Origin of the sequence: Paraburkholderia youngii, assembly GCF_013366925.1 — a bacterium.
Lineage (GTDB): Bacteria > Pseudomonadota > Gammaproteobacteria > Burkholderiales > Burkholderiaceae > Paraburkholderia > Paraburkholderia youngii.
This window is the reverse complement of record NZ_JAALDK010000001.1, coordinates 5,069,704-5,092,645: the sequence shown is the minus strand read 5'-3', so window position 1 is coordinate 5,092,645 and position 22,942 is coordinate 5,069,704. Positions and strand designations below refer to the sequence as shown.

17 protein-coding genes are annotated in these 22,942 nt (G+C 67.2%); 10 read left to right on the top strand and 7 right to left on the bottom strand.

Annotation, left to right across the window (positions count from 1 at the left end):
• Positions 1 to 128: 128 nt before the first annotated feature.
• From recC to G5S42_RS23295, 3 genes are read left to right on the top strand one after another with little or no spacing between them, the layout of a single operon-like run.
• Entirely contained in the window at positions 129 to 3,521 is a 3,393-nt protein-coding gene (gene recC / locus G5S42_RS23305) for an exodeoxyribonuclease V subunit gamma (RefSeq protein WP_176108929.1), read from the top strand.
• Positions 3,518 to 7,243, top strand: a complete 3,726-nt coding sequence (gene recB / locus G5S42_RS23300; RefSeq protein ID WP_176108928.1) for an exodeoxyribonuclease V subunit beta — start codon at positions 3,518 to 3,520, stop codon at positions 7,241 to 7,243. Before recC ends, recB begins: the two co-directional genes overlap by 4 nt.
• Positions 7,240 to 9,339: an AAA family ATPase gene (locus G5S42_RS23295; protein ID WP_176108927.1), complete on the top strand. Its 2,100-nt coding sequence runs from the start codon at positions 7,240 to 7,242 to the stop codon at positions 9,337 to 9,339. Before recB ends, G5S42_RS23295 begins: the two co-directional genes overlap by 4 nt.
• A 54-nt stretch (positions 9,340 to 9,393) precedes the next feature.
• Here G5S42_RS23295 and G5S42_RS23290 read toward each other — a convergent pair whose 3' ends face one another.
• Positions 9,394 to 10,035, bottom strand: coding sequence for a VC0807 family protein (locus tag G5S42_RS23290; RefSeq protein ID WP_176108926.1), 642 nt, complete (start codon positions 10,033 to 10,035; stop codon positions 9,394 to 9,396).
• A 191-nt stretch (positions 10,036 to 10,226) separates the two neighbouring features.
• Between G5S42_RS23290 and arfB the strand changes: the two genes are divergently transcribed.
• Positions 10,227 to 10,631, top strand: a complete 405-nt coding sequence (gene arfB / locus G5S42_RS23285) for an alternative ribosome rescue aminoacyl-tRNA hydrolase ArfB (RefSeq protein WP_013089140.1) — start codon at positions 10,227 to 10,229, stop codon at positions 10,629 to 10,631.
• A 12-nt stretch (positions 10,632 to 10,643) separates the two neighbouring features.
• Here arfB and G5S42_RS23280 read toward each other — a convergent pair whose 3' ends face one another.
• Positions 10,644 to 11,939 carry a sensor domain-containing phosphodiesterase gene (locus G5S42_RS23280; RefSeq protein ID WP_176110608.1) on the bottom strand — a complete coding sequence of 432 codons (1,296 nt, stop codon included), beginning with the start codon at positions 11,937 to 11,939 and terminating at the stop codon, positions 10,644 to 10,646.
• Between the two features lie 624 nt (positions 11,940 to 12,563).
• On the opposite strand from G5S42_RS23280, the gene G5S42_RS23275 reads away from it, so the two are divergent.
• Positions 12,564 to 12,854: a putative quinol monooxygenase gene (locus tag G5S42_RS23275; RefSeq protein ID WP_176108925.1), complete on the top strand. Its 291-nt coding sequence runs from the start codon at positions 12,564 to 12,566 to the stop codon at positions 12,852 to 12,854.
• 83 nt (positions 12,855 to 12,937) lie between these two features.
• Here G5S42_RS23275 and G5S42_RS23270 read toward each other — a convergent pair whose 3' ends face one another.
• The 3 genes from G5S42_RS23270 to G5S42_RS23260 form a co-directional block, all read right to left on the bottom strand.
• A complete protein-coding gene (locus tag G5S42_RS23270; protein WP_008923870.1) occupies positions 12,938 to 13,195 on the bottom strand; it encodes a hypothetical protein in 258 nt (85 codons plus the stop codon).
• A 235-nt stretch (positions 13,196 to 13,430) separates the two neighbouring features.
• On the bottom strand, positions 13,431 to 13,670 hold the full coding sequence (locus tag G5S42_RS23265; RefSeq protein WP_176108924.1) for a hypothetical protein: 240 nt from the start codon (positions 13,668 to 13,670) through the stop codon (positions 13,431 to 13,433).
• Between the two features lie 173 nt (positions 13,671 to 13,843).
• Positions 13,844 to 14,563, bottom strand: coding sequence for a YdcF family protein (locus tag G5S42_RS23260; RefSeq protein ID WP_376776885.1), 720 nt, complete (start codon positions 14,561 to 14,563; stop codon positions 13,844 to 13,846).
• 265 nt (positions 14,564 to 14,828) lie between these two features.
• Here G5S42_RS23260 and G5S42_RS23255 point away from each other — a divergent pair, with 265 nt between their 5' ends.
• The gene (locus G5S42_RS23255) at positions 14,829 to 15,152 is read left to right on the top strand and encodes a hypothetical protein (protein ID WP_176108923.1); all 324 of its coding nucleotides are present in this window, start codon (positions 14,829 to 14,831) and stop codon (positions 15,150 to 15,152) included.
• A 369-nt stretch (positions 15,153 to 15,521) separates the two neighbouring features.
• Here G5S42_RS23255 and G5S42_RS23250 read toward each other — a convergent pair whose 3' ends face one another.
• On the bottom strand, positions 15,522 to 15,773 hold the full coding sequence (locus G5S42_RS23250) for a hypothetical protein (RefSeq protein WP_176108922.1): 252 nt from the start codon (positions 15,771 to 15,773) through the stop codon (positions 15,522 to 15,524).
• 321 nt (positions 15,774 to 16,094) lie between these two features.
• Positions 16,095 to 16,496, bottom strand: coding sequence for a transposase (locus tag G5S42_RS23245; protein ID WP_013089147.1), 402 nt, complete (start codon positions 16,494 to 16,496; stop codon positions 16,095 to 16,097).
• Between the two features lie 406 nt (positions 16,497 to 16,902).
• On the opposite strand from G5S42_RS23245, the gene G5S42_RS23240 reads away from it, so the two are divergent.
• The 4 genes from G5S42_RS23240 to rluB all read left to right on the top strand — a co-directional run bounded on the left by G5S42_RS23240 (position 16,903) and on the right by rluB (position 22,474).
• Positions 16,903 to 17,805, top strand: coding sequence for a LysR family transcriptional regulator (locus G5S42_RS23240; protein WP_176108921.1), 903 nt, complete (start codon positions 16,903 to 16,905; stop codon positions 17,803 to 17,805).
• A gap of 186 nt (positions 17,806 to 17,991) precedes the next feature.
• Positions 17,992 to 19,212, top strand: a complete 1,221-nt coding sequence (locus G5S42_RS23235; protein ID WP_176108920.1) for a pyridoxal phosphate-dependent aminotransferase — start codon at positions 17,992 to 17,994, stop codon at positions 19,210 to 19,212.
• Positions 19,213 to 19,588: 376 nt separating this feature from the next.
• Positions 19,589 to 20,641: an SMC-Scp complex subunit ScpB gene (gene scpB / locus G5S42_RS23230; RefSeq protein WP_176108919.1), complete on the top strand. Its 1,053-nt coding sequence runs from the start codon at positions 19,589 to 19,591 to the stop codon at positions 20,639 to 20,641.
• 63 nt (positions 20,642 to 20,704) lie between these two features.
• Positions 20,705 to 22,474 carry a 23S rRNA pseudouridine(2605) synthase RluB gene (rluB, locus tag G5S42_RS23225; protein WP_176108918.1) on the top strand — a complete coding sequence of 590 codons (1,770 nt, stop codon included), beginning with the start codon at positions 20,705 to 20,707 and terminating at the stop codon, positions 22,472 to 22,474.
• Positions 22,475 to 22,942: the final 468 nt, after the last annotated feature.

Sequence of the window (22,942 nt, the reverse complement as noted above, 5' to 3'; positions counted from 1 at the left end):
TCTGACCTCGCCCATTCGGCCAGGTTATGCCCTGGGGGATCGGTTTGTTATGCTGTCGCTTCAATGTCCGCCGCGGCTCCCGAGCATCACTCGCGGGCCATCAGCGTGCCAAATGTGATCTGGAATTCATGCTTCAGCTCTTCTACTCGAACCGCTACGAAACGCTGGTGGGCGCGCTGCTCGACGACCTCGCGCAAGCGCCGTCCGACCCTTGGACTGCGCGTCCCGTGATCGTGCCGAGCGCGGCCGTGCGCCGGCGGCTCGAACTCGATATCGCCGCGCGCCAGGGCATCTGCGCGAACGTGAACTTTGGTTATCTCGCGCAATGGCTGTGGGCGCAGATCGGCGGCGTGATCGAGGTGCCGAAGCATTCGCCGTTCGCGCCGGACCGCCTCGTGTGGCGCTGCTACCGGCTGCTCGACGACACGGACGAGGCGCTGCCGTGGAATGCGTCGCCGCGATTGCGCACCTATCTCGATGCGGCCGACGCGTCGATGCGCTACGAACTCGCGCGGCGCGTCGCGACCGTGCTCGACCACTATCTGACCTATCGCCCCGAATGGCTGCTGCAGTGGCAGAAGGGCGGCTCGATCTTCGCGAGTGGCGCGGCAGACGAAACGGGTCCGCGTCTGACCGGCGCGAGCGATGCCGCCCGCGAAGACGAGCGCTGGCAAGCGGCGCTGTGGCGCGCGGTGCTCGCCGAGCTCGCGCAAGCCGGCGGTCATGCGCAAACATCCGCGGCCGCGCTGCCGCCCGCGTATCGGTTTCTCGATGAATTCGGCTCGCTCGATCTCGAGGCAATCTCGAACGCGCGATGGCCCGAGGCGGTCAGCGTGTTCGCGCTGCCGACCATGCCGCCGCTGCATATCGCATTGCTGCGCGCGCTGTCGCGCTGGATCGACGTGCGTCTGTACGTGATGAACCCATGCCGCGAGTTCTGGTTCGACGTGGTCAGCGAAGGGCGCGTGCAGGCGCTCGACGCGGCGGGGCAGCTCGACTATCAGGAAGTCGGTCATCCGCTGCTCGCCGAATGGGGACGGCAGACTCAGGCGCAGCTGCATATGCTGCACGAGCTGACCGAAAGCGCGGCATCGGCCGAGACCGGCGACTTCACCGGGAATCCCGAGCCGAGCTGGCTCGCCGCCGTGCAGAACGGCATCCTCGATCTGCGCAATGAAGCCGATGCCGACGAGTTGCCTATCGAGCGCGGTATCGAGGTACACGTTTGCCATAGCCTGTCCCGACAGCTCGAAGTGCTGCACGATCGCCTGCTTGGCTGGTTCGACGAGTTCGACGATCTGCAGCCGTCCGACGTGCTGGTCGCGGTGTCCGATCTGGCGGCGGCCGGTCCGCTGATCGATGCGGTGTTCGGCACCACGCCCGCCGGCGACACCCGCCGCATTCCGTACCGGATCACCGGCTTGCCGCCGTCGCAGGCCAATCCGGTCGCGCGTCTGTTGCTCGACTGGCTCGCGCTGCCCGAGCGCAGCGTCGGCGCGCCGGATCTGATCGAATGGCTGCGTGTCGATGCGGTCGCGGTGCGTTACGGCATCGACGCGAATTCGCTCGAAGCCGCGCAGGAATGGCTCGCGGCCGCCGGCGCGCGGCGCGGGCTCGCGCCGCTCGAACCGGTCGGCGAGCATGTCCCGGTCGCGCGTCATACGTTCGCCGATGCGCTGACGCGCCTGTACCTCGGCTATGCGATGCCGGCCGGCGGCGAGCCGGTCGATGCGTGGCTGCCGGTCGAAGGCGCGGACGGTTCGGATGCCGAATTGCTCGGCCGTCTGTCGCGCTTCGTCGACGATATCGACAGCTTCGCGGCGAGCTGCGCGATCGAGCGCACGCCCGCCGGCTGGTCGCAGCTGCTGCTCGAAACGCTCGGGCAGTGCTTCGACGGCGGCGTCGAGTTCGCCGATTCGCTCGCGGCCGTGCGCGACGCGCTCGATGCGATGAGCGCTGCGATGCAGGCCGGCGCGCATGATGTGTTGCTGCCGGCCTCGGTGGTGCGCACCGCGCTCACCGAAGCGCTCGACGACCCCGCGCGCGGCGGCGTGCCGTGGGGCAGCGTGACGTTTTCTTCGCTGACGAGTCTGCGCGGTTTGCCGTTCCGTGTGGTCTGTCTGCTCGGCATGGACGACGGCGTGCTGCCGTCGCTCGCGCGCGCCGACGAATTCGATCTGATGGCCGCGTTCGGCAAGGCCGGCGACCGTCAGCGCCGCGACGACGAGCGCAATCTGTTCCTCGATCTGCTGCTCGCCGCGCGCGAGCGGCTCTTCATCGCGTACACGGGCCGCAGCATTCGCGATAACGCGCCGCTGCCGCCGGCCGCGCTCGTCGACGAACTGCTCGATCATCTCGCGCAGGTGTCGGCGGGCGAGGACGCGAGTCCGGCCGAGGTCGACAGCGCGCGGCGCGAGTTCATCGTCGAGCATCCGTTGCAGTCGTTCGCGTCGGACTATTTTGCGGCGAAGCCCGATCTGTTCACCTACGACGCCGATCGCGCCGAGCTGGCCACATTGCTCGCCGAACCGCAGCATGCCGCCGCCGCGCCGTTCTTCGATCAACCGCTGCCGCCGGAAGATATGCACGAGGTGCAGTTCGACGACTTCGTGCGTTTCTGGCGTCATCCGGCGCGCGCGCTGTTGCGCGACCGGCTCGGCATTGCGTTGTCGGATGCGCAGGGCGAGCTGCTCGATACCGAGCCGTTCGATCTCGACTATGCGGGCCGCGACGCGCTCGCCGAGCGCCTGCTGCCGGTGCTGCTCGACGCCGACACCGCAGAGGAGGTGATGTACAGCCGCGTGCAGCGCGTCGCCGAGGCGAGCCCCGAGTTGCCGGGCGGCGCGACCGGCGCGGTGTGGCGCGCGCGCGAACTGTCCGCGCTGCGGCAGTTGGCGCAAAGCGTGCGGCGCGAAGTGGCCGCCGGTGTCGAGCGCTTGCCGTTCGTGCTCGACATCATGCCGCGCTGGCCGCAAGACGGTGATCGCACCGACAGCGCCAATTCGCTGTTCGGCGACTACGACGCGCTGCTGCGCGAGTCCGCCGAAACGCCGCTGCAAATGCGCGGCACGTTGAACCTGCTGACCGGAACGGGACAAGTGATCTTTCGTTATGCCAAAGCCAGCGCGCGCGACTATCTGTCGGCGTGGCTCGCGCATCTGGTCTATTGCGCGGCGCAGCCGGACGGTCCGCGCCGCACCGTGTGGTACGGCAGCGGCGAGAGCTTCGAGCTCGCGCCCGTCGCGGCGCCGCTCGACGAACTCGCGCCGTTGGCGGCGCTCTTCAATGCCGGCCGCCGGCTGCCGCTGCGCTTCTTTCCGAAGAGCGCATGGGCGAGAGTCAGCGAAAGCGAATCGGCGGCACAGGGCGTATGGATCAACGACCGTGTACGCGGCGAATCCGACGACCCCGCGTTGCGCATCGCGCTGCGCGGCACGCCGCTCACGCTCGCCGAACCGTTCGGCAGCCTCGCCGCGATCGTCTTCAAGCCACTGATCCAGCATGTGCGGAGCGCCTCATGAGCGAAGCGCTGCGCCATCAAAACCTCGTCGCCGACGAGCTCGACGTGTTCGCGTGTCCGCTCGACGGCGTGAATCAGATCGAAGCGTCGGCGGGCACCGGCAAGACGTGGAACATCTGCGCGCTGTACGTGCGGCTGCTGCTCGAAAAGAACCTGAACGCCGATCAGATTCTCGTCGTCACGTTCACGAAGGCCGCGACCGCGGAGTTGCACGAGCGCATTCGCGGCCGTCTCGCGGAACTGCATCGCGCGATCGAGATGGACGACGACGGCGACGATCCGTTCATCCGCCGGCTATTCGAAACGACGCTCGCGCCGCAGAACGGTATCGAGCGCGAGGCCGCGTTGAAGGTCGTGCGCCGTGCGCTGCGCACCTTCGATCAGGCCGCGATCCACACGATCCACGCGTTCTGTCAGCGCGCGTTGCAGGAAGCGCCGTTCGCCGCCGCGATGCCGTTCGCGTTCGAGATGGAAGCCGACGACGCGGCGCTGCGCTTCGAACTCGCCGCCGACTTCTGGCGCGAGCAGGTCGAGCCGGTTGCGCATGCGCATCCGGCGTTCGCCGCGTGGCTGGTGGCGAGGCGCGCCGGTCCCGCCTCGCTCGACGAACAGTTGGCGCGACGCCTGAAAAAGCCGCTCGCGCAATTGCGCTGGGGCAGCGTCGACGCGGACGGCGCCAGCGCCGATCCGCAGGCCGGCTTCGATGTCGCGTGCGCGATCTGGCAGGCCGAGCGCGACGCGATCGTCGCGTTGCTAGCGGAGGCCCAGGAGCGCCTGAGCAAGACCACGCACAAGCCCGATCACGTCAGCGCCGCGATCGCCGCGTGGACCGACTACTTCGCGCGGGGCGACTGCCATGCGCCGCCGCCGCGCGCGGCGTTGAAGCTGACGGCGTCGGCGTTGAAGAAGGCGACCAAGGTCAAGTTCGAGCCGCCCGCGCATCCGTTCTTCGAGCATGCCGAAGCGCTGGCCGCGGCCGTGGTCGCCGCCGAGGCCGCGCAGCGCGCGCGCTGGCTCGGGCTCGTGCAGACATGGCTCGATTTCGCGCCGGCCGAGCTGGTGACGCGCAAGCGCACGCGCCGCGTCGTGTCGTTCGACGATCTGCTCGCGAATCTGTATCGCGCGCTGGCCGCGCATCCGTGGCTCGCCGACGCGTTGCGCAACCGCTATCCGGCCGCGCTGATCGACGAGTTCCAGGACACCGATCCGCTGCAATTCGCGATCTTCAGCCGCATCTTCGCGCCGGCCGGGCCGCTGTTCCTCGTCGGCGATCCGAAGCAGGCGATCTACAGCTTCCGTGCGGCGGATCTGCATACGTACCTTGCGGCGCGCGAGGCGGCGTCCGCGTGCTACACGCTCGCGGTCAACCAGCGCTCGACCGCACCGATCGTCGACGCGTGCAACCGGATCTTCGAAGCGAACCCTCGAGCGTTCGTGCTCGACGGGCTCGACTATCAGCCGGTGCGTGCGGGCGAGCGGCGGCGTGCCCCGTTCGCCGATCCCGACGCGGGCGGCGGCGATTTTCGCATCTGGACGTTGCCGCAAGGCGAGACCGCGCTGAGCAAACGCGACGCGCAGCGCGCGGCGGGCGAAGCGTGCGCGGCCGAGATCGTGCGGCTGTTGCGAGGGGCGCGTGCAGGCGTCGTGACGATTGGCGACAAGCCGCTCGCGCCGGGCGATATCGCAGTGCTCGTGCAGACGCACAAGCAGGGCAGCCTCGTCAAACGCGTGCTCGCGGCATGGGGCGTCGGCAGCGTGGAGCTTGCGCAGGCGTCGGTGTTCGCGACGCTGGATGCCGAGCAGATCGAGCGCGTGCTGGCCGCCATCGACACGCCCGGCGATCTGCGGCGTCTACGCGCCGCGCTCGCCACCGACTGGCTCGGGCTCGACGCCGCCGCGCTGTGGCGTCTTACGCAGGTCGCCGAGGCGCCAGCGCCTGAGGCCTTTGACGAACCCGCGCCAACACTCGATCCCGCCGACGCGATGGGCTGGGTCGAACGTTTTTCGCGCTACCGGATGCTGTGGCACGAACGCGGCTTCGCCGTGATGTGGCGCACGCTGATGCGCGAGCTGCGCGTTGCGCAGCGGCTCGTCGCGGGTGTCGACGGCGAGCGCCGGCTGACCAACGTGAACCATCTCGCCGAGCTCGTACAGGCGCGCGCGGCCACCCAGCCCGGCATCGCGCCGACCTTGCGCTGGCTCGCCGCGCAGCGCGAGCAGGGCGGCGGGGAAGAGGCGCAACTGCGGCTCGAGTCGGATCGCAATCTCGTGCAGATCGTCACGGTCCATAAATCGAAGGGACTCGAATACGCGGTCGTGTTCTGTCCGTTCCTGAACGATGGTGGCTTGCGCGAGCCGCCGTCGTCGGGCTTACCCGATGCGCGCGAGTATCACGACGACAGCGGCGACGCGGTGCTGCACTACGGTTGCGACGAACAGGAAGCCGAGCGCGCGTCGCGCTACGCGGTGCGCGAGCAGGCGGCGGAACGCGCGCGGCTCGTCTATGTGGCGCTCACGCGCGCGGTGTATCGCTGCTACCTGGTCGCGGGCACCTATCTGTCTTCGCGCTCGACCAAGGAGTCGCGCCGCAGCGTGCTGAACTGGCTCGTCGGCGGCAGCGGCCATACGTTCGACGCATGGCTCGCCGAGCCGCCCGATGAAGCCGCGCTCGCGGCGAGCTGGCATGCACTCGCGGGCGGACCGGTCACGGTGCGGGCGCTGCCCGAGGTGACGCGTTGCGTGCCGCTCGAAAGTCTGCAGGACCAGGGCGCACATCTGCACGCGCGCGCGAATCGGCGGCCGTTGCGCGATCAGTGGCGTATGGCGAGTTTCAGCGGCCTGATCGCGTCCGGCGCGAGGAACGGGGAGGCGCACGCGCATGCGCCGCAGGAAGACGTGCGGCCCGATCACGATGAGATCGCCGACGCGCTACAGGCCGCGCCGTTGCTCGCACCGGTCGCCGCGACCAACGCCCCGGCGCATGCCGACGACGACATCCTCGCGTTCCCGCGCGGTGCGGCGGCTGGCGATTGCCTGCATCGGATGTTCGAGCTCGCCGATTTCAGCGACGCGCGCAGCTGGCCCGATGCGATCCGCGGCGCGCTGCGCGAGCGACCGGCGCCGGCCGCGCCCGAGCTCGCCGCGCGCTTGCCCGCGATGATGCATCGGCTGATCGCCGACGTCGTCTCGACCGAACTGGTGCCGGGCATGACGCTCGCGCGGCTTGATCCGCGCCGGCGCCTGAACGAACTCGAATTTCTGTTCGCGGCGCCGTCGCTTGATTTTCCGGCGTTGCGCGAGCTGCTGATCGAATACGGCTATCCCGACGTCGCGCTGGAGCCGGGCGTGCTGCGTGGATACATCAAAGGATTTATCGACATGATCGTCGAGCACGACGGCCGCTTCTGGATCGTCGACTGGAAATCGAACCATCTCGGCGACACCGTGGCCGATTACGCGGCTGCGCCGCTCGAAGCGGCGATGGCGAGCCACGCGTATCACCTGCAGGCGCTGCTATATACGGTCGCGTTGCATCGCTATCTGAAGACGCGCGTGCGCGACTATGCGTACGACACGCATATCGGCGGCTATCTGTATCTGTTCGTTCGCGGCGTGCGGCCGGACTGGCGCGATGTCGACGGCGCCGCCGGCGTGCATAGGCGGCGCGCACCGTTCGAACTGGTGGCGCTGCTCGACGCGGCGATGATCGGAGGTGGCGCATGAGTACGCGCGGCACGCTTGACGAGCGCGCGGCCGCGCCGCTCGGGCTCGAAGACATCGGCGTCAACCTGCCCGCGCCGGCCGATTTCAGCATCGCGCTGGCCGAAGGGTTCGCGCGTCGGATCGGCATGCTGGCGCGGCGCAGTGGTGCATCGACCGAGGTGGTGAAATGGGCCGCGCGCGGCGCCTTCGCGGCGAGCCGTGCGACCGCCGAAGGGCACGTGTGCGTGCCGCTCGCGGCGCTTGCGCGCCGCTTCGACGCATCGAGCGCCGAGGTGCGCGCGGCGCTGCTCGCGAGCGGCATGGCAAGCGATGGCGCAGCGGACGCGGCCGGCGCGGCGGGCGCGGCGGCGTTGCGGCCGCTCGTGATCGACGCGCAGGGGCGTCTTTATCTCGCGCGCTACTACGACTACGAACGGCGCCTGGCGCACGCTCTGGTCGCACAGGCGACGGCCGACGCGAACACTGCGAATGTCAACGCCGACTCCGCGCCCACCGCGTTGCGCGAACGCCTGCTGCGCTACTTCGGCCCGCCGAAAGACGACGAAGTCGACTGGCAGCGCGTCGCGGCCGTGATGGCGCTGTCGGGGCGGCTGACGATCGTCAGCGGAGGTCCGGGCACCGGCAAGACCACGACCGTGGTCGGCGTGCTCGCGTGTCTGCTCGATGCGCGCGCCGATCTGCGCATTGCGCTCGCGGCGCCGACCGGCAAGGCGGCGCAACGGATGCAGGAAGCATTGCTCGCGCGTGCGGGCGAGCTGCCGGCAGAACTCGCCGAGCGTTTGCCGCAGACGTCGTACACGCTGCATCGATTGCTGGGCTCGGGGCCGGGCGGACGCTTTCGGCATCATCGCGATAATCCGTTGCCGTATGACGTGGTCGTGATCGACGAGGCGTCGATGATCGACGTCGCGATGGCCACGCATCTGCTCGACGCGATCGGGCCGCAAACGCGGCTCGTGATGCTCGGTGACAAGGACCAGCTCGCCGCGGTCGAAGCCGGCGCGGTGTTCGCCGAACTCAGCGCGCGGCCGGCGTTGAGCGCGAGCGGATTGCGACGGGTCGCGCAGGCGCTCGACATCGACGAGGCGCGGCTCGCGCGGGCTTTGCCGCGTGCGTCGCGTCAGGACGATGAAGCGCCGGTGGATGATTTTTTTGTGCCACCCGAGGCGCTGCACACGTTCGAGCCGGATGCATCGGGCGATCTGTTCGCCGGTGTCGCGACGGCGGCGGCTGACGAAGAGGCCGGTCGCGATATGCAATTGGCGAACGAACGCAATCCGCTCGCGGACTGCGTCGTCTGGCTCGAGCGCAACTACCGGTTCGGCCTCGAGTCGCCGATCGGGCGTTTGTCGGTTGCGATTCGCAACGGCTCAGCGAGCGCGGCGCTCGACGTATTGCGGACCGACCCGACCGAGGACTGCGCCGCGGCGCTGCATGAGGACGCGCACACGACGCTGGCCGAGCGCACCGTCACGCGACTTGCCGCCGGCTTCGCGCCGTACGCCGATGCACTTGCGGCGGCGCTCGCCACCGAGACGCCCGATCCATTGCCGCTGTTCGACGCGCTCAACCGCTTCCGCATCCTCTGTGCGACGCGGCTCGGACCGCGCGGCGTCGATCAGGTCAATGCGGCGATGGCGGCCCAGGTGCGCCGTGCTGCGGGCGTCACGCTCGCGGTCGGCGCGCAGTGGTTTGCTGGACGTCCGGTGATGGTTACGCGCAACGACTACGCGCTGGGGCTGTTCAATGGCGACATCGGCATTGCGTTGCCGGGTGCGGGCGGCGCGCTGCGCGTGTACTTCCGCGCCGGCGACGGCGGGGTGCGCGCGGTGTCGCCAGCCGCGCTGCCGCCGCACGACACCGCGTTCGCGCTGACGGTCCACAAGTCGCAAGGTTCGGAGTTCGAGCACGCGGTGCTGGTGCTGCCGTCGGCGTTCAGCCGGGTGTTGTCGCGTGAGCTCGTGTACACGGCGATTACTCGCGCGCGCGAACGCGTCGAGGTGATCGGCGCGCGGGCCGTGCTCGCGCAGGCGATCGCGACGCCGACGCAGCGTGATTCGGGGCTGGCCGCGCGAATCGCGGAGGCGTCGCGTTGATCGCGCGAGCGCGGGCGGAACACGCGGAGTGGGGGCCCAAAGTGCGAGCGCCGCTCAACCGGCCATGCCGCTCGCCCGCTCGATGGCCTCGACGCGGCTGCGCATCGTCTTGCGATACCACAGCGTCCATAGCGCGAGTCCCGCGTAGATACCGTAGCCGATAAAGGGCGACACGACGAGGAAGCGTTCGATCGGCCACGTCAGCGCCATCCACGCGCGTAGCGCGGTTTCGGCGGTCAGGCCGACGCCCCACACGAGCGTCATGGTTCGCATCGCGGGGGCGAGACCGGGGCGTTCGCGCCACAGCGCCTCGAAATGCGCGGCGCCGCCTTCCATTTCGCGCGCGACCGTCGCGCGCGCGAGGTAGAAGATCAGCGGACGGCGCATCGGCAGCGACAGCAGAAACACGACGCCGACCGCGCCGGACACCAGCGACTCGCGCAACAGCAGCATGCGCGGAGTGCCGCCGAGCGCCATGGCCGCCACCGACAACACGATGCCCGCAACCACCATCACGCTGAGCGCATCGACGCGTCTGAAGCGCGCGAGCTCGGCAGCGCTCCAGATGAGTGGCGGCACGGCGGACGCGATCAGCGCGCCGGTCTCGCCTACCCGCGGTAACGCGAGCCGGTAGGCCAGCCACGGCAGCAGAAAGTTGACCGCCACTTCGAGCACGAAACCGGGACGGATTTTCATTTGAATTTACGCCGTAAGCGAAAGAGCCAGTATCGATGAAGCGGTCGCGCCGACGCAAATGGTTTTTTTCGTAACGCGAACGGAAGCCGGCGCCGCCGAGCACTGCACCTGGCGCTCTCGCGTGCCCCGGCGACCTCGGGCATCTCGCGCCGAGCGCTTGTACACTGATGCATCTCTCTTCCCGACCGCCCATGACATCCCGCTACCCGATCCCGCCCAACGAAATCGAATTGACCGCCGTGCGCGCGCAAGGGGCGGGTGGGCAGAACGTCAACAAGGTATCGAGCGCTATCCACCTGCGTTTCGACGTGCGCGCCTCGTCGCTGCCGGAAGTGCTGAAGATGCGTCTGCTCGCCCTGTCCGACCATCGGCTCACGCGCGACGGCGTCGTGGTCATCAAGGCGCAGGAGCATCGAACCCAGGAGATGAACCGCGCGGCGGCGCTTGCGCGGCTCGATGAACTGATCGAAAGTGTCAGCGTGACCCGCAAGCATCGGGTCGCGACGCGGCCGACCCGGGCGTCGAACCTGCGACGGCTCGACAGCAAGGCGAAGCGCAGCGAGGTGAAGTCGGGGCGCGGCCGCGTGCACGAGTAGCGGCGCGGGTCGCTAACGCTTTGCGCCGCGTCTGCCAGTGCGCACATCCGGCGGCGATGCCTCCGGCACGAAGTCGACGCACAGCACGTTCGTGCCGTCGCGCTCGAACGCGATCGCCGCGGTGTAGCAGTCCTGACCATCGGCGAGCGAATAGTGCGGCCCCATCATCGCGACGCGGCCCGGCGCCGCGAGCGCGTGCCGGAAATACGCACGACGCGACCAGTTGCTGCGCGTCTCCGTATAGAGCGGTGCGAGCCGCTTCGGGGGCGGCGAGACCGAGGCGGCCGTCACCGAAGGCCGGGTCTGCTCCCCCTGGCCGTCGGTGAGGAACACGCGGCGCGCCTCGGGCAGATGCCAGACCTTTTGCGCAGCCTGTTCGAGGTTGCCGGTCGCCTTGTAGGTGTCGGCGGCGGCCAGCACCGCTTCCGCGAAGCCCTCGAAGCCTAGCCGCTGGTGGCCGGCGTGCGCGCGCTCGTAGTCGGCGAACTTGCTCCAGATCGACTCGACGAGCGCGGGCACCTTCGTGCAGGCGGCCCGCACGCTGCTCTTCGGCTGGCCGAACCAGAAGCCCTGCACGAAATCGACGTCGGCCTGCATCAGGATCATCAGCTCCTCATCGGTTTCGACGCCTTCGGCGAGCACCAGCGTGCCCGACTGATGCAGCATCGCGATCAGATGGCTGATCATCGATTCGTCGCCCTCGCGCTTGCCCGCGCGCGCAACGAGCGAACGGTCGAGCTTGACGATGTCGGGGCGGAAGCGCCACACGCGGTCGAAGTTCGAGAAGCCGGTGCCGAAGTCGTCGATCGCGATCAGGAAATCGCGCGGCTGCGACGCGGCGAGCATGCTGGCGACGGCGGATTCATCGTCGGCGGGTTGCTCGAGCACTTCGATCACGATGCGCTCCTGCGGCAGCCCGAAATGCGCGGACAACTCGTCGATGAACGCGCGCTGCGGCCAGCCGGTCTCGAATACCTGCGGGCGCGTGTTCAAAAACAGCCACCCGGTGCTGATGCCTTGCTCCATGAAGTTCGCCACGTGCAGGCAGCGCGCGATGCGGTCGAGTTCGCGCGCTTCGGCGGCCGAGCGCGTGCCGGAGAACAGTACTTCGGGCGAGACGGGCAGGCCGACCGGATCGAACGCGCGCAACAGCCCCTCGTAGCCGACCACGCACTGATGCGTGACCGACAGCACCGGCTGGAACACGCTGTGCAATGTCAATGCGCGCCAGGTCGCGGTCCAGCCCGACTCGCCGCGGACCAAGTGCGGGAGCACGCCGCTCACGGTCAATTCGCTGACGGATGGCATAGAAGCGGGCATCAGAGCTGACATGGGATTGTTGCGGCAAGGGGTGAAGGGGCTCGCAAACCCATTCGGCGCGCAGCGCCCGCACACCCGAAGCGTCGCCGGGACGTCAGGAATGCGTCCCGCGAACGCGGAGGGCAGTACCAGCTACGCTGGACTCCGGCGAATTGGTCAAAATGAGTCTAGCAGTTTGCAGCGTGCATCAATGTGCGGGTTATCACAGAGGCATAAGCGCGAAAATTGTCCGCAAAACGGCTGCCAACGGCCGTGCGGCAACCCGTTGCGGTCATGCGCCGGAGCGTTTCGCGCGCTTGCCACGCGTGAAACCGATTCTCAATCGCAATCAGTTGCCGCACCACGCCGAGGGTAGCAGGGCGCCCAGTGGTCGCCCGCCAAACTCCAGGCGCCGACGGTGCACCCATGTTAGCGCCGGTGCGGTGGCTGATGTGGCGGTTCGGGCGGCGGGCTTCGCACTGCTTCGCCGCGCGGATTCTGGCTTGACGCGACGGTGGTCCGGCGTGGCGGGCGGAGGCGAGGTTCATGCGTCGCCAGGCTGGTTAGCGCCGTCGTCGGCAGGTTCGGCGACCGGCGGGTATGCTGCTGGTTTTCTTAAGGAGGAGATCAGGCATGGCGGAAATCGCGGTGGTCGCAATTTCGGTGGCGAAACCGGGGCACGAGGAGCTGTTGCGCGAGGCGCTCGAAGGCATCGTCGGGCCGACGCGCAAAGAAGCGGGTGTGCTGCAGTATGACTTGCACCGCGACGTGCAGGAGCCGCGCCGGTTCGTGTTTGTCGAGCGATGGGAAAGCCAGGACGCGCTCGCGGCGCATGCGAAATCCGCGCATATCCAGGCTTATAAGAAAGCGGCCGCGGATTGGATCGAGCACGCGGAGATTCGCGTAGTGTCGAAGATCGCCTGAGTCCGGGTGCGGGCGTCAGCGGCGCGCGGACAACACGCCGGCCAGGTGCGGCGGCACCGCGGCCGCCGGCGCGCCGTCAGCGATTAGTGAGTTGCTTGCGGGACATCGAGAATCAGGATGATGGTCCAGTCGGCGTCGCCGTCATGGTGATACTGACGCTCCGCGACGATGAACGGCTGCTGCTTGCCCGCCGGGCCGAGAAACAGCACGTCGCCTTCCATCGGCAGGCATTCGACGGGCGGCAGCGCGAGGTATGCTTCCTGACCGCCACGCGGCATCAGTTTTTCGATCTTGCGAGATGCTGCTTCGGTCCATTCGATATCAAGCTGGATGTTGCTCATGCTGTCCTCCGCACCAGGGTGCGCACGGGTTAGGGGATGCCGGCGGCTCGCCGGTCGGTGCGCGACTTTAGCATACAGAATGCTGTGCGCCGGAGGCTTCGCCAGACCGGTGTGCGTTCGGAGTGCCTCGTCGGCAGCGAGCCGATCACGCAAATAAAAAAGCCGAAACCGGCGCTGCCGGCTTCGGCTTTTTCACCTTCACGACGAGGCCGCGAGGCGAGATCCGCGAAGTCGCTCAGGTACCCGACGTGTCCGCACCCTTCTTCGGATGATGCGGAGCCATCTTGTGATGCTTGGCCGGGGCGGCGGGTGCGCTTTCCATCGACTGCTCGCGGTTTTGCAAAGCTTGCGCACGCTGCTCGACGTCGGCGGCCTTGGCCGGATCGGTGCTCGTCGTGATGCCCTGGTCCTGCGCGTAAGCTGCGCCGGCCGCGGCACACAGGGAAACCAGGATCGCCAGGGACACTTTCTTCATCGTTACCTCCATAGAGTGGTGGTGGACCCGAGTATTGCCCGTCCAGTGGGAAAGACAACTCATTCTATCGAGCAAACTCCGCTGCAGCCGATGGCTTTGTAACCGCGCTCAACATTTGTTACGTTTTGTAATGACTTCATCGATCTGCGAGAACGGTCGGCCTACATCGTTCGTCAGAACCAGCCGATCGCGCGATACAGGTGAAACTGCGCGAGGCCGATGAGCTCATGCAACGCTATCTCCGCCGCCACGAGATTACCGAAGCGCGGCAGCACGCCGAGCCGCACGCGCCGCGCGCTCGAAATCTGCGGCTGTGGCTCGACGCCGAAACGGCGAAAGTCGAGCAGCGCACGCGGCATGTGATACGCGGAAGTGACGAGTATCAACGTGTCGTAATGTGATTGGCCGACAATGACCGAGACGTTGCGCGCGTTCTCGTAGGTCGTGCGGCTGCTTTTCTCGAGCACGATGTCCGAGCGCGGCACCTGCTGACGCAGCAGATAGGGCAGGTAGGTGTCGGCTTCCGTCGCGCTGTGCCGCTGAGGATTGCCGCCGCTCACGATCACCTGGCAGACGATCGCCGTGCGCTTGCAGGCCGCATAGTTCAGGGCGCTGACTTCGATGCGCGAAAGCACGTCACGCGGTGGCACCAGCACGTGGTCGTGGTCGTAGACCGTGCCGCCGCCGAGCAGGATGATCGCGGTGCGTGGCGCGAAGGTGGCGGCCTCGGCGCTCTGTCGTTGCGGCTGCGCGAGATCGAGCAGTGGCGCGCTCAGCCAGCCGGCCGCGAGCAGCCAGAACAGCGCGATCATGCAGACGATGAGCGGCCTTCGCGCACGTTTCCATAGCACGATTGCTGCAAAAAAAAGCGCTAATAAAGTGAATAGAATCAATTTAAATGGGGTAACGTATGTCTTTCGGGATAAATCCACGGGCCAGCCATCGCGCCGCGGCGGTTGCATCGTCGGTTCGGGGAGAGAACGCTAACATGCCGTTCTGACGGGGGTTCCGAAAACGAGACCAGGCAGCATCTGGCGGAAATCCGCTGTCGAACAGGCGGCGAGCTTCTGACCAGGAGCGGGTGCTACGCGCGTCGCCGGTGGCGCAGCGACGCGTGGGCATGAATGTGTCATAGCTGCACTTTAAGAAAGAAGTGAGATGACCACGTATTCCAACGAAGCGGTACTTGAAGCGCTGCGGCGAGCGCAATATCGCCAGGTTCCCTGGGCCAGAAGGCCGGGTGTCTTCCAATATCTTCGCGCGCTGGGGCTGATGGACACCGTTCGTCAGCGAACCGTCGCACCGGCGCCGGGCTTTCATGCCCCCGTCGACATCGCCGTGCTCACCGAACGCGGCAAAGCGGAGTTTGTGCGGCTCGAGCACGACGAGCGTCTGCTCACATGGACAGCGCAACGCATGAATGATTACGTTCTCGGCGCGGCCGAAACGCAGTCCGCGGCGACAGCCGAAGTCAGGCCTTAGTTCAAGGTTCATCGCTTATCTGAATCACTGTCCGCCCGGGCCTGTCACCCCCACGGCGGGCGGTCTCTACCGTCGGCCGGTCGCTGTGCGCGTCCGCGGGCGACTCTCGGCTTCCCCATCGACGATGCGGCGACGCGTTCCGCACCGGCGGTTTGCCGTTGCGCGCCTGTCATGCCATCAACGCCACGGGCGCGAAAAAAAGCCCGTATCATGAGGATACGGGCATACCGGAATTACTACTGCCACGCTGTGCTAATGGCGTTGAGTCAGACTGGTGCCGCGTCCGGTGGTTCCCCGCTCGTGCATACGCAATGCGAGAGACTTGGTGCCGCGTCGCCCGACGCGCCATCCACGCGGCGACACACGACATCAACGCCGTCGCTGTTCCGCGCGCGGCGCATCGGGCCGTGCCCGCACATTGCTGGCGATATCGCCGCGCAGATCGCCTCGCGGCGTGGGCGGCGTGAAGTCGCGATTGTGGGCCTCGCTTTGCTGCCACGCTTCCAGCGTAGCCTGACGGTCCGGGCGCCAGTTCCACCCTTGCGGGCGTTGTTGGGCAAATGCCGGCGCGGCCATCGATGAAATCACAATGCCGCACAACAGCAGTGACATTGGTTTCATTCCAAAATCCCCCTCAACCTCGAGCCCGTCGCGACTCAAGGCCTGTTTGCATAGGTATTAAGTTATGCCGGGGTAAGAAAGGGTGCTGTAATTAATAGTAAATGGATGTTTCACCAGGAGCTGTCGCGTAGTTTGCTAGTCTGAGGCAGACCGCAATGATCACTCCGTGCGGATCGCGCACCGAAAGCGGGCGCGAAACCAGGGAGCGTCCCGCGGCGACCGTCAAATGCTGGCGGGTCGTGGCGTGCACGCAATCGAGAATAAGGCGGCTGGATAAAAAACCGGGCGCCCGCAGGCGCCCGGTGACAACGTAGTTTCGCGTCAGGCCATCTTGACCGGCGCGCGCCACGATTCCGGATTGGTCCAGAACGCGCCGCGCATACGGTCGCGGCTCGGTGGTGCCGGCGGTTTCGCGGCCGTTGCGCCGATCCTGCCGCGCAACGAGATTTCACGGCCGCTGGTGCCGAGCCGCTTCACAATTTCAGCGAGCGTGCCATCGGCCTGCCACTCGTCGAAACGCCGGCGGCAAGTCGGCGGGGACGGATAGCGGCCCGGCAGCTTGGACCAGCCTTCGCCCGTCGACAACACCCAAAGTACGGCGTTGACCACCGCCCGAGCTTCCACGCGCGGTCGACCGCGCCGTTCGCTGCGCGCCGGCTCGGCACAGAACAAAGCCTCGACCAGCGCCCACTCGTTATCTCTCAAATCGTCGAACAGCATCATGTATCACCTCAGCGAAGCTAACTCCGGTGCGCTGCCCCGCGCCGCGCACTCTTCATACACTCGATAGGCGAGTGCCAAAGGGGACGGGCTTGCCACGGATTGCCATTTCAGTCGGAAATCATGGCGCCGACCCTGCGCGTCTCATAACGCACGAAGTGTGCCAATTTGATATCGATTGCCTGAAAGCCCCGTGGCGGCGGGCCAACGCGGGCGCCAACCAGGGCCGTATATGAATCCAAAAAGCCCATCTCGCAAATCGGGACAATCACCAATCTTGTGCAGATGGGCCCGGCCAGCGGGCGTTCGCGCCTTTTTGCTGCATCGCGGCGACCGTTGTGACTGGCGCTGTGCAGCGCGGATTTAACCTACAATGCGCATTAAATTGCCTTATTGATGAGGTCAGCAAATGAATGTCACGCTGCGACAGCTCAGGGTTTTCATCGAGGTGGCGCGTTTGCAAAGCTTCAGTCGGGCCGGCGATGAAATCGGCCTCACACAGTCGGCGGTCAGTCGCTGCGTGCGCGAGCTCGAAGGCGAAATCGGCCTGAAGCTCATCGATCGCACGACGCGCGAAGTGCAACTCACCGACGTCGGCGGCAATCTGGTGTCGAGCGTGTCGCGGCTGCTGTCGGATCTCGACGACGCGTTGCGCGAGATCCGCGAAATCGGCGAGCAGCGCCGTGGACGCGTGGTGGTCGCGGCGAGCCCGACCGTCGCGTGCCGGCTGATGCCGCGTGTGGTCGCGTCGTGCGGGCAGCAGTTTCCTTATGTGACGCTTAGTCTGCGCGACGACGTGCAAAGCGACGTGGTGCGCAAGGTGAAGTCGGGTGAAGTGGACTTCGGCGTGATCATCGGTCCGTTCTCCGACGACGACCTGCTCAGCGAGACGCTGATGACCGACTCGTTCTGCATCGTGTCGCGTGACGATCACCGGCTCGCCGCGCGCAAACAGGTTTCGTGGAAGGACCTCGACGGCGAGCAACTCGTGATGCTCGACTATGCGTCCGGCAGCCGCCCACTCATCGACGCCGTGATGCAGGCGCAGGGCGTGAACGCCACCGTGGTGCAGGAACTCGGCCATTCGGCGACGGTGTTCGGGCTCGTCGAGGCGGGCGTCGGCATCAGCGTGCTGCCGTGGCTCGCGCTGCCGCTGCCGGCGGGGGCGTCGCTGGTCGCGCGCCCGCTGGTGCCGCGCGCGGAGCGCCGCGTCGAACTGGTGCGGCGGCGCGACCGGTCGCTGTCGCCCGCGGCCGAGGCGGTGTGGAATCTGATCCGGCAGTTGCCCGGGCGGGCCGAAGAGTTGAATTAACGGGCGGGATCGTGTGCGGACTGTCCGACTGGTGGAGGCGGTGAACCTGTGGGCCTGGCCCGCCGCCCAACCGGCGTCTGCTTCGCCGCTGTCCGGTCACCCGGCGCGCTAAACTACCGCCGTCATCGCGCACGCCTTCGCGGTTGCGCCCAGAGCCTCTTATCCTTCACCCTTGCGGAAGCCTCGATGAGCGAATTGGACCTGCCCGTGCCCTCTACTCCGAATGCGCGCGACGCCGTGCGCGCGCTGCGTCCATCGCAAATCCGGGAAGTCGCGAACGCCGGTTTCGGCGTCGGCGACGTGCTGCCGTTCTGGTTCGGCGAGTCCGACCGCGTCACACCCGCATTCATCCGCGACGCCGCGAGCACCGCGCTCGCCGCCGGCGCGACGTTTTACACACACAATCTCGGCATCGCGCCGTTGCGCGCGGCGCTCGCGGGCTACGTCAGCGAACTGCATGGCGCAACGTCACTGGGGCACATCGCGGTTACGAGCGCGGGCGTCAACGCGCTGATGCTCGCCGCGCAACTGGTGGTCGGCGCCGGTGACCGGGTCGTTGCGGTGACACCGCTATGGCCGAATCTGGTCGAGATCCCGAAGATTCTCGGCGCGCAGGTCGAAACCGTCGCGCTCGGCTACGGTGAACGCGGTTGGGCGCTCGACGTCGGGCAATTGCTTGCCGCGCTGACACCCGACACGAAGATGCTGATGATCAACTCGCCGAACAATCCGACCGGCTGGGTGATGAATCGCGACGACCAGCGCACCGTGCTCGAACACTGTCGGCGGCACGGAATCTGGATCGTCGCGGACGAGGTCTACGAGCGGCTCTACTGTCCCGGTGATGACGCGGCGCAGGCGGCCGGCGCACGCACGGCGCCTTCGTTTCTCGATCTCGCGACGCGCGACGAACGCGTGATCTGCGTGAATTCGTTTTCGAAAGCCTGGCTGATGACCGGGTGGCGGCTTGGCTGGATCGTCGCCCCGACCGCGTTGATGGATGACCTGGCGAAGCTGGTCGAGTACAACACGTCATGCGCGCCGTCGTTCGTGCAGCAGGCGGGTATCGCGGCGCTCGAACAGGGCGAGTGCTTTACGCAGGAGCTGGTGCGCGACCTGAGGAGCTCGCGTGATCATCTGGTGCGCGCGCTCTCGACAGTTCCCGGCGTCGACGTGAAGGCTCCGCTGGGTGCGATGTATCTGTTCTTCGCGATGCCGGGCTCGACACGCAGTCTCGATTTGTGCAAGGCGATGGTGCGTGAGGTCGGGCTCGGCGTGGCACCGGGCAGCGCGTTCGGGCCGCAAGGCGAGGGGTTCGTGCGCTGGTGCTATGCGTGCGATACGGCGCGGCTCGATGCGGGCGTCGAGCGCTTGGTGCGGTTTCTGGCGCGCCGCGCCGGCGCGTGAGCGCATGGCGTCGCGCGTCCGTCGCGTATTGACCTGGCGCGCCGCAAGCGGCGAAAGGCCGCGAATCGTGGAAATCTTCTCACTGGCGACCCGGTTCCGGCGAGCGCGGGCACACCGGTCGCCGCCGCGGCAGAAGATGCACGGAGGATCGCGGCTTTACGCCCCGGTCGTTTTTGCGTAATATGGCGCTCAGTTCACGCGAATCCTTTCAGGAATATCGCCGCTCCGTCCGGCTGGGTCTGGCTCGATAAGTCTGTTCGCCACCCCCCGGTGCGTGCTCCCATCAATATGACCGATCAGAATCGGGCGAGCGCGTCTTCAGTTCCACATCGTCTGTTTGATCCGGTTCTTTGACCACAGGGTCTGACCTAGCTGCATGAATACCCAAGAGGCGAAGATCGTCCTCGAGACTGCCTTGATCTGCGCGCAGGAGCCGTTAAAGCTCGGCGAACTGCGCAAGCTCTTTGCCGACGGCGTGTCGGCAGACACTGTTCGGACTTTGCTCGAAGACCTGAAGCGGGACTGGTCCGGGCGCGGTGTGGAGTTGGTCGGGCTGGCGTCGGGCTGGCGGTTTCAAAGCAAGCCCGCGATGCGTTCGTATCTGGATCGACTGCATCCGGAAAAACCGCCGAAATATTCGCGCGCGGTGCTCGAAACGCTCGCGATCATTGCCTACCGGCAACCGGTGACGCGGGGCGATATCGAAGAAATTCGCGGTGTGACGGTGAATACGCAGGTCGTCAAGCAGCTCGAGGATCGCGGCTGGATCGAGGTGATCGGTCATCGCGACGTGCCGGGGCGTCCAGCGCTGTATGCGACCACGCGTCAGTTCCTCGACGACCTTGGCCTAACAGCGCTCGACGAATTGCCGCCGCTGGCCGATCCGTCCGCGCAACTGAACGCGGATCTGCTGGGTCAGCACGCAATCGAATTTGCCGAAGGCGACGCGCATAGCGTGCCGCAGCCAGATCAGGATGCAGGACTCGACACGGCGGGTGACGCGGGCGAGCCGGCTGCGCCGGAAGCGGGGCAGCAGTCGGCGTCGGGATTTGCAGCAGCGCCGCCCGAGACCGTAGCCGCGTCGACGTTCGAGTCGGAGCCCCGTGCAGAAGCGACTGGGCAGTCCGGCACGACGAATGCGTCAAGTGCATCAGACGCGTCGAGCGCGCCGCACGGCACGCAACAACAGCCCGAACCGGCACCCACGGCAACGCAGACCAGCGTCGCCGGTTCGGCACAGCATCAAGATCCGGTCGCCCCGACCGATCCGGCAACACCCGCGCACGACTCGGGCGTGACTCGCAATACGGAGCACGCCGCCGAGCCGAACCCGATCGAGGCGGCGCACGACGGTCCCGAGGATCGCCGCGATGCCGCGCAAGACTCAGGTTTTCTGACCGACGACGAAACCGAGTCGCGCAGCGCCTGACGTAACCGAACTTTTTTGCCGCGCCCGCAACGGGCGCGCGCGACCTGACATTTTGAGGTTGTTTTGACACATACCCACGACACCGATTCGTCCGAATCCGAGCGCCCCGTGCCGTCGGCGCGGACCGACGAACGCACTACGCAAGCGTCGGCAGGCGAGGGCGAGCGCCCGGCTCACGGCGCGGAAGCAGAGGGCGAAGAGCGCCCCCGCCGCGGTCTGCGTCGCGGGCCGCGCAGCCTGATCGCGCGACGCCGCGCCGGCGCGAAGACGAAGGCAGCCGAGGGCGCGCCGGTCGTCGCCGAAACACCGCCGGACGGCGAGGTTGGCGCCCAGGCGCGTGCGCCGCGCAAGGACGCGGGCGCGAAACAGGGCGGACGTCGCAATGCCGGCGGCGCGGCGAAGCGCGAGGGCGCGCCGCGCGAAGGCCAGCGCGAGCGTCAGCCGCGCGAAGGTCAACGTGAGGGCCAGCGCCAGAATCGACGCGGCGCCGATGCGGCCCCGGCTACCGAATCGGCTCAGGACGATCTGTTCTCGTACGTGACGTCGCCTGCATTCGATGCCGACAACACCACGACTGGCGGCGTACGCGCGCCGATGCTGCGCCGTGGCAAGGCAGCGGGCCCGAAGCGGGTGTTGTCGCCCGATGACGACGCGCCGAAGCTGCATAAGGTGCTCGCCGAGGCGGGCATGGGCTCGCGCCGCGACATGGAAGAGCTGATCATCGCCGGCCGCGTGTCGGTGAACGGCGAGCCGGCGCACATCGGCCAGCGCATCATGCCGACCGATCAGGTCCGCATCAACGGCAAGCCGGTCAAGCGCAAGCTCGCCAGCAAGCCGCCGCGCGTGCTGCTGTACCACAAACCGACCGGCGAAATCGTCAGCCACGCGGACCCGGAAGGCCGTCCATCGGTGTTCGACAAGCTGCCGCCGATGAAAACCGCCAAGTGGGTTGCGGTCGGGCGTCTCGACTTCAACACCGAAGGTCTGCTGATGCTGACCACATCGGGCGATCTCGCGAACCGCTTCATGCATCCGCGCTATAGCGTCGAGCGCGAATATGCGGTGCGTGTCGTCGGCGAACTGGCCGAGGGTATGCGCCAGAAACTGCTGCACGGCGTCGAACTCGAGGACGGCCCGGCGAACTTCCTGCGCATCCGCGATGGCGGCGGCGAAGGCACTAATCACTGGTACCACGTCGCGCTCGCCGAAGGGCGGAATCGCGAAGTGCGCCGCATGTTCGAGGCGGCCGGCCTGATGGTCAGCCGGCTGATCCGCACGCGTCATGGCCCGATCTCGCTGCCGCGTGGTCTGAAGCGCGGCCGCTGGGAAGAGCTCGAGGACAATCAGGTGCGCGCGCTGATGGCCTCGGTCGGCCTGAAGGCGCCGACCGAGGAACGCGGTGGCCGCAATGCGGCGCCGGAGCGTCGTCAGCCGGATCCGATGCAGACGTCGATGGGCTTCATCAGCCGCGAGCCAGTGCTGATGTCGCATAGCCGCTTCGAGCAGCAGCCGCGCGGCCAGGGCCGCCGCGGCGCGGCGGGCGGCGGCTTCGGCGCGGGCATGGGGAGCGGCGCTGGTTTCGGTGCCGGCGCAGGCAATCGTGGCAGCGGGGGGCAGCGCGGCCGCGACGTCGACGGCAATCGCGCGCCGTCGCCCAACGGCAATCGTGCGCGCACGGGCGGCAAGCGTGCCGGCCCGGCCGGCAACAGCGGCGGCAATCGCGGACCGGGTGGCAATCGTGGCGGCAACACCAACCGCGCCGGTGGTAACGCGGGTCCGGGTGGCGCGAATCGTGGTGGTGGCACGGCGCGCGGTCGCTCGCGGGGCCGTTAAGCGGGACGCTGTACTGTGCGGTCATACCCTTCGGTGCAGTTCGTACGACCTGCAAGGCTACGGCCGCTTCAGACGGCTCGTTCGGCAAACGCGACGCACGTCAATGCGGAGTGCTTGCCGGACGAGCCGTTTTTTGTTCTTGCCGATTTGATGCCGCCTCTCGTTTGCTGCGTTCAAGCGAGCGGCTTTCCGATCCGTCAAACTTCGTGCGAGACGGCGCCGAATACCATAAGCACGATTCACCGCAACGCGCTGGCGTAACCTGCCCGGCTCCCTTTCCGCACGGCTCGCGCGACCTTGCAAAACCCCGGATTTGCCGCCACATTGTCGAAAGATTCCTATCAAATCAAGTGGAAATGCGCATCGCCCGTCGTTCTGCGGATTGCCTTTGGGCCGAAAAATGGCTACAATCGCGAAGTCGCTGGGCGTACGGTTTCATGTGCGGCTCAGGTGCGACCACCGGCAATA

Coding starts and splice junctions, on each gene's coding strand:
- recC (WP_176108929.1), top strand. CDS start 129: ATGCTTCAGCTCTTCTACTCGAACCGCTACGAAACGCTGGTGGGCGCG.
- recB (WP_176108928.1), top strand. CDS start 3,518: ATGAGCGAAGCGCTGCGCCATCAAAACCTCGTCGCCGACGAGCTCGAC.
- G5S42_RS23295 (WP_176108927.1), top strand. CDS start 7,240: ATGAGTACGCGCGGCACGCTTGACGAGCGCGCGGCCGCGCCGCTCGGG.
- G5S42_RS23290 (WP_176108926.1), bottom strand. CDS start 10,035: ATGAAAATCCGTCCCGGTTTCGTGCTCGAAGTGGCGGTCAACTTTCTG.
- arfB (WP_013089140.1), top strand. CDS start 10,227: ATGACATCCCGCTACCCGATCCCGCCCAACGAAATCGAATTGACCGCC.
- G5S42_RS23280 (WP_176110608.1), bottom strand. CDS start 11,939: ATGCCATCCGTCAGCGAATTGACCGTGAGCGGCGTGCTCCCGCACTTG.
- G5S42_RS23275 (WP_176108925.1), top strand. CDS start 12,564: ATGGCGGAAATCGCGGTGGTCGCAATTTCGGTGGCGAAACCGGGGCAC.
- G5S42_RS23270 (WP_008923870.1), bottom strand. CDS start 13,195: ATGAGCAACATCCAGCTTGATATCGAATGGACCGAAGCAGCATCTCGC.
- G5S42_RS23265 (WP_176108924.1), bottom strand. CDS start 13,670: ATGAAGAAAGTGTCCCTGGCGATCCTGGTTTCCCTGTGTGCCGCGGCC.
- G5S42_RS23255 (WP_176108923.1), top strand. CDS start 14,829: ATGACCACGTATTCCAACGAAGCGGTACTTGAAGCGCTGCGGCGAGCG.
- G5S42_RS23250 (WP_176108922.1), bottom strand. CDS start 15,773: ATGAAACCAATGTCACTGCTGTTGTGCGGCATTGTGATTTCATCGATG.
- G5S42_RS23245 (WP_013089147.1), bottom strand. CDS start 16,496: ATGATGCTGTTCGACGATTTGAGAGATAACGAGTGGGCGCTGGTCGAG.
- G5S42_RS23240 (WP_176108921.1), top strand. CDS start 16,903: ATGAATGTCACGCTGCGACAGCTCAGGGTTTTCATCGAGGTGGCGCGT.
- G5S42_RS23235 (WP_176108920.1), top strand. CDS start 17,992: ATGAGCGAATTGGACCTGCCCGTGCCCTCTACTCCGAATGCGCGCGAC.
- scpB (WP_176108919.1), top strand. CDS start 19,589: ATGAATACCCAAGAGGCGAAGATCGTCCTCGAGACTGCCTTGATCTGC.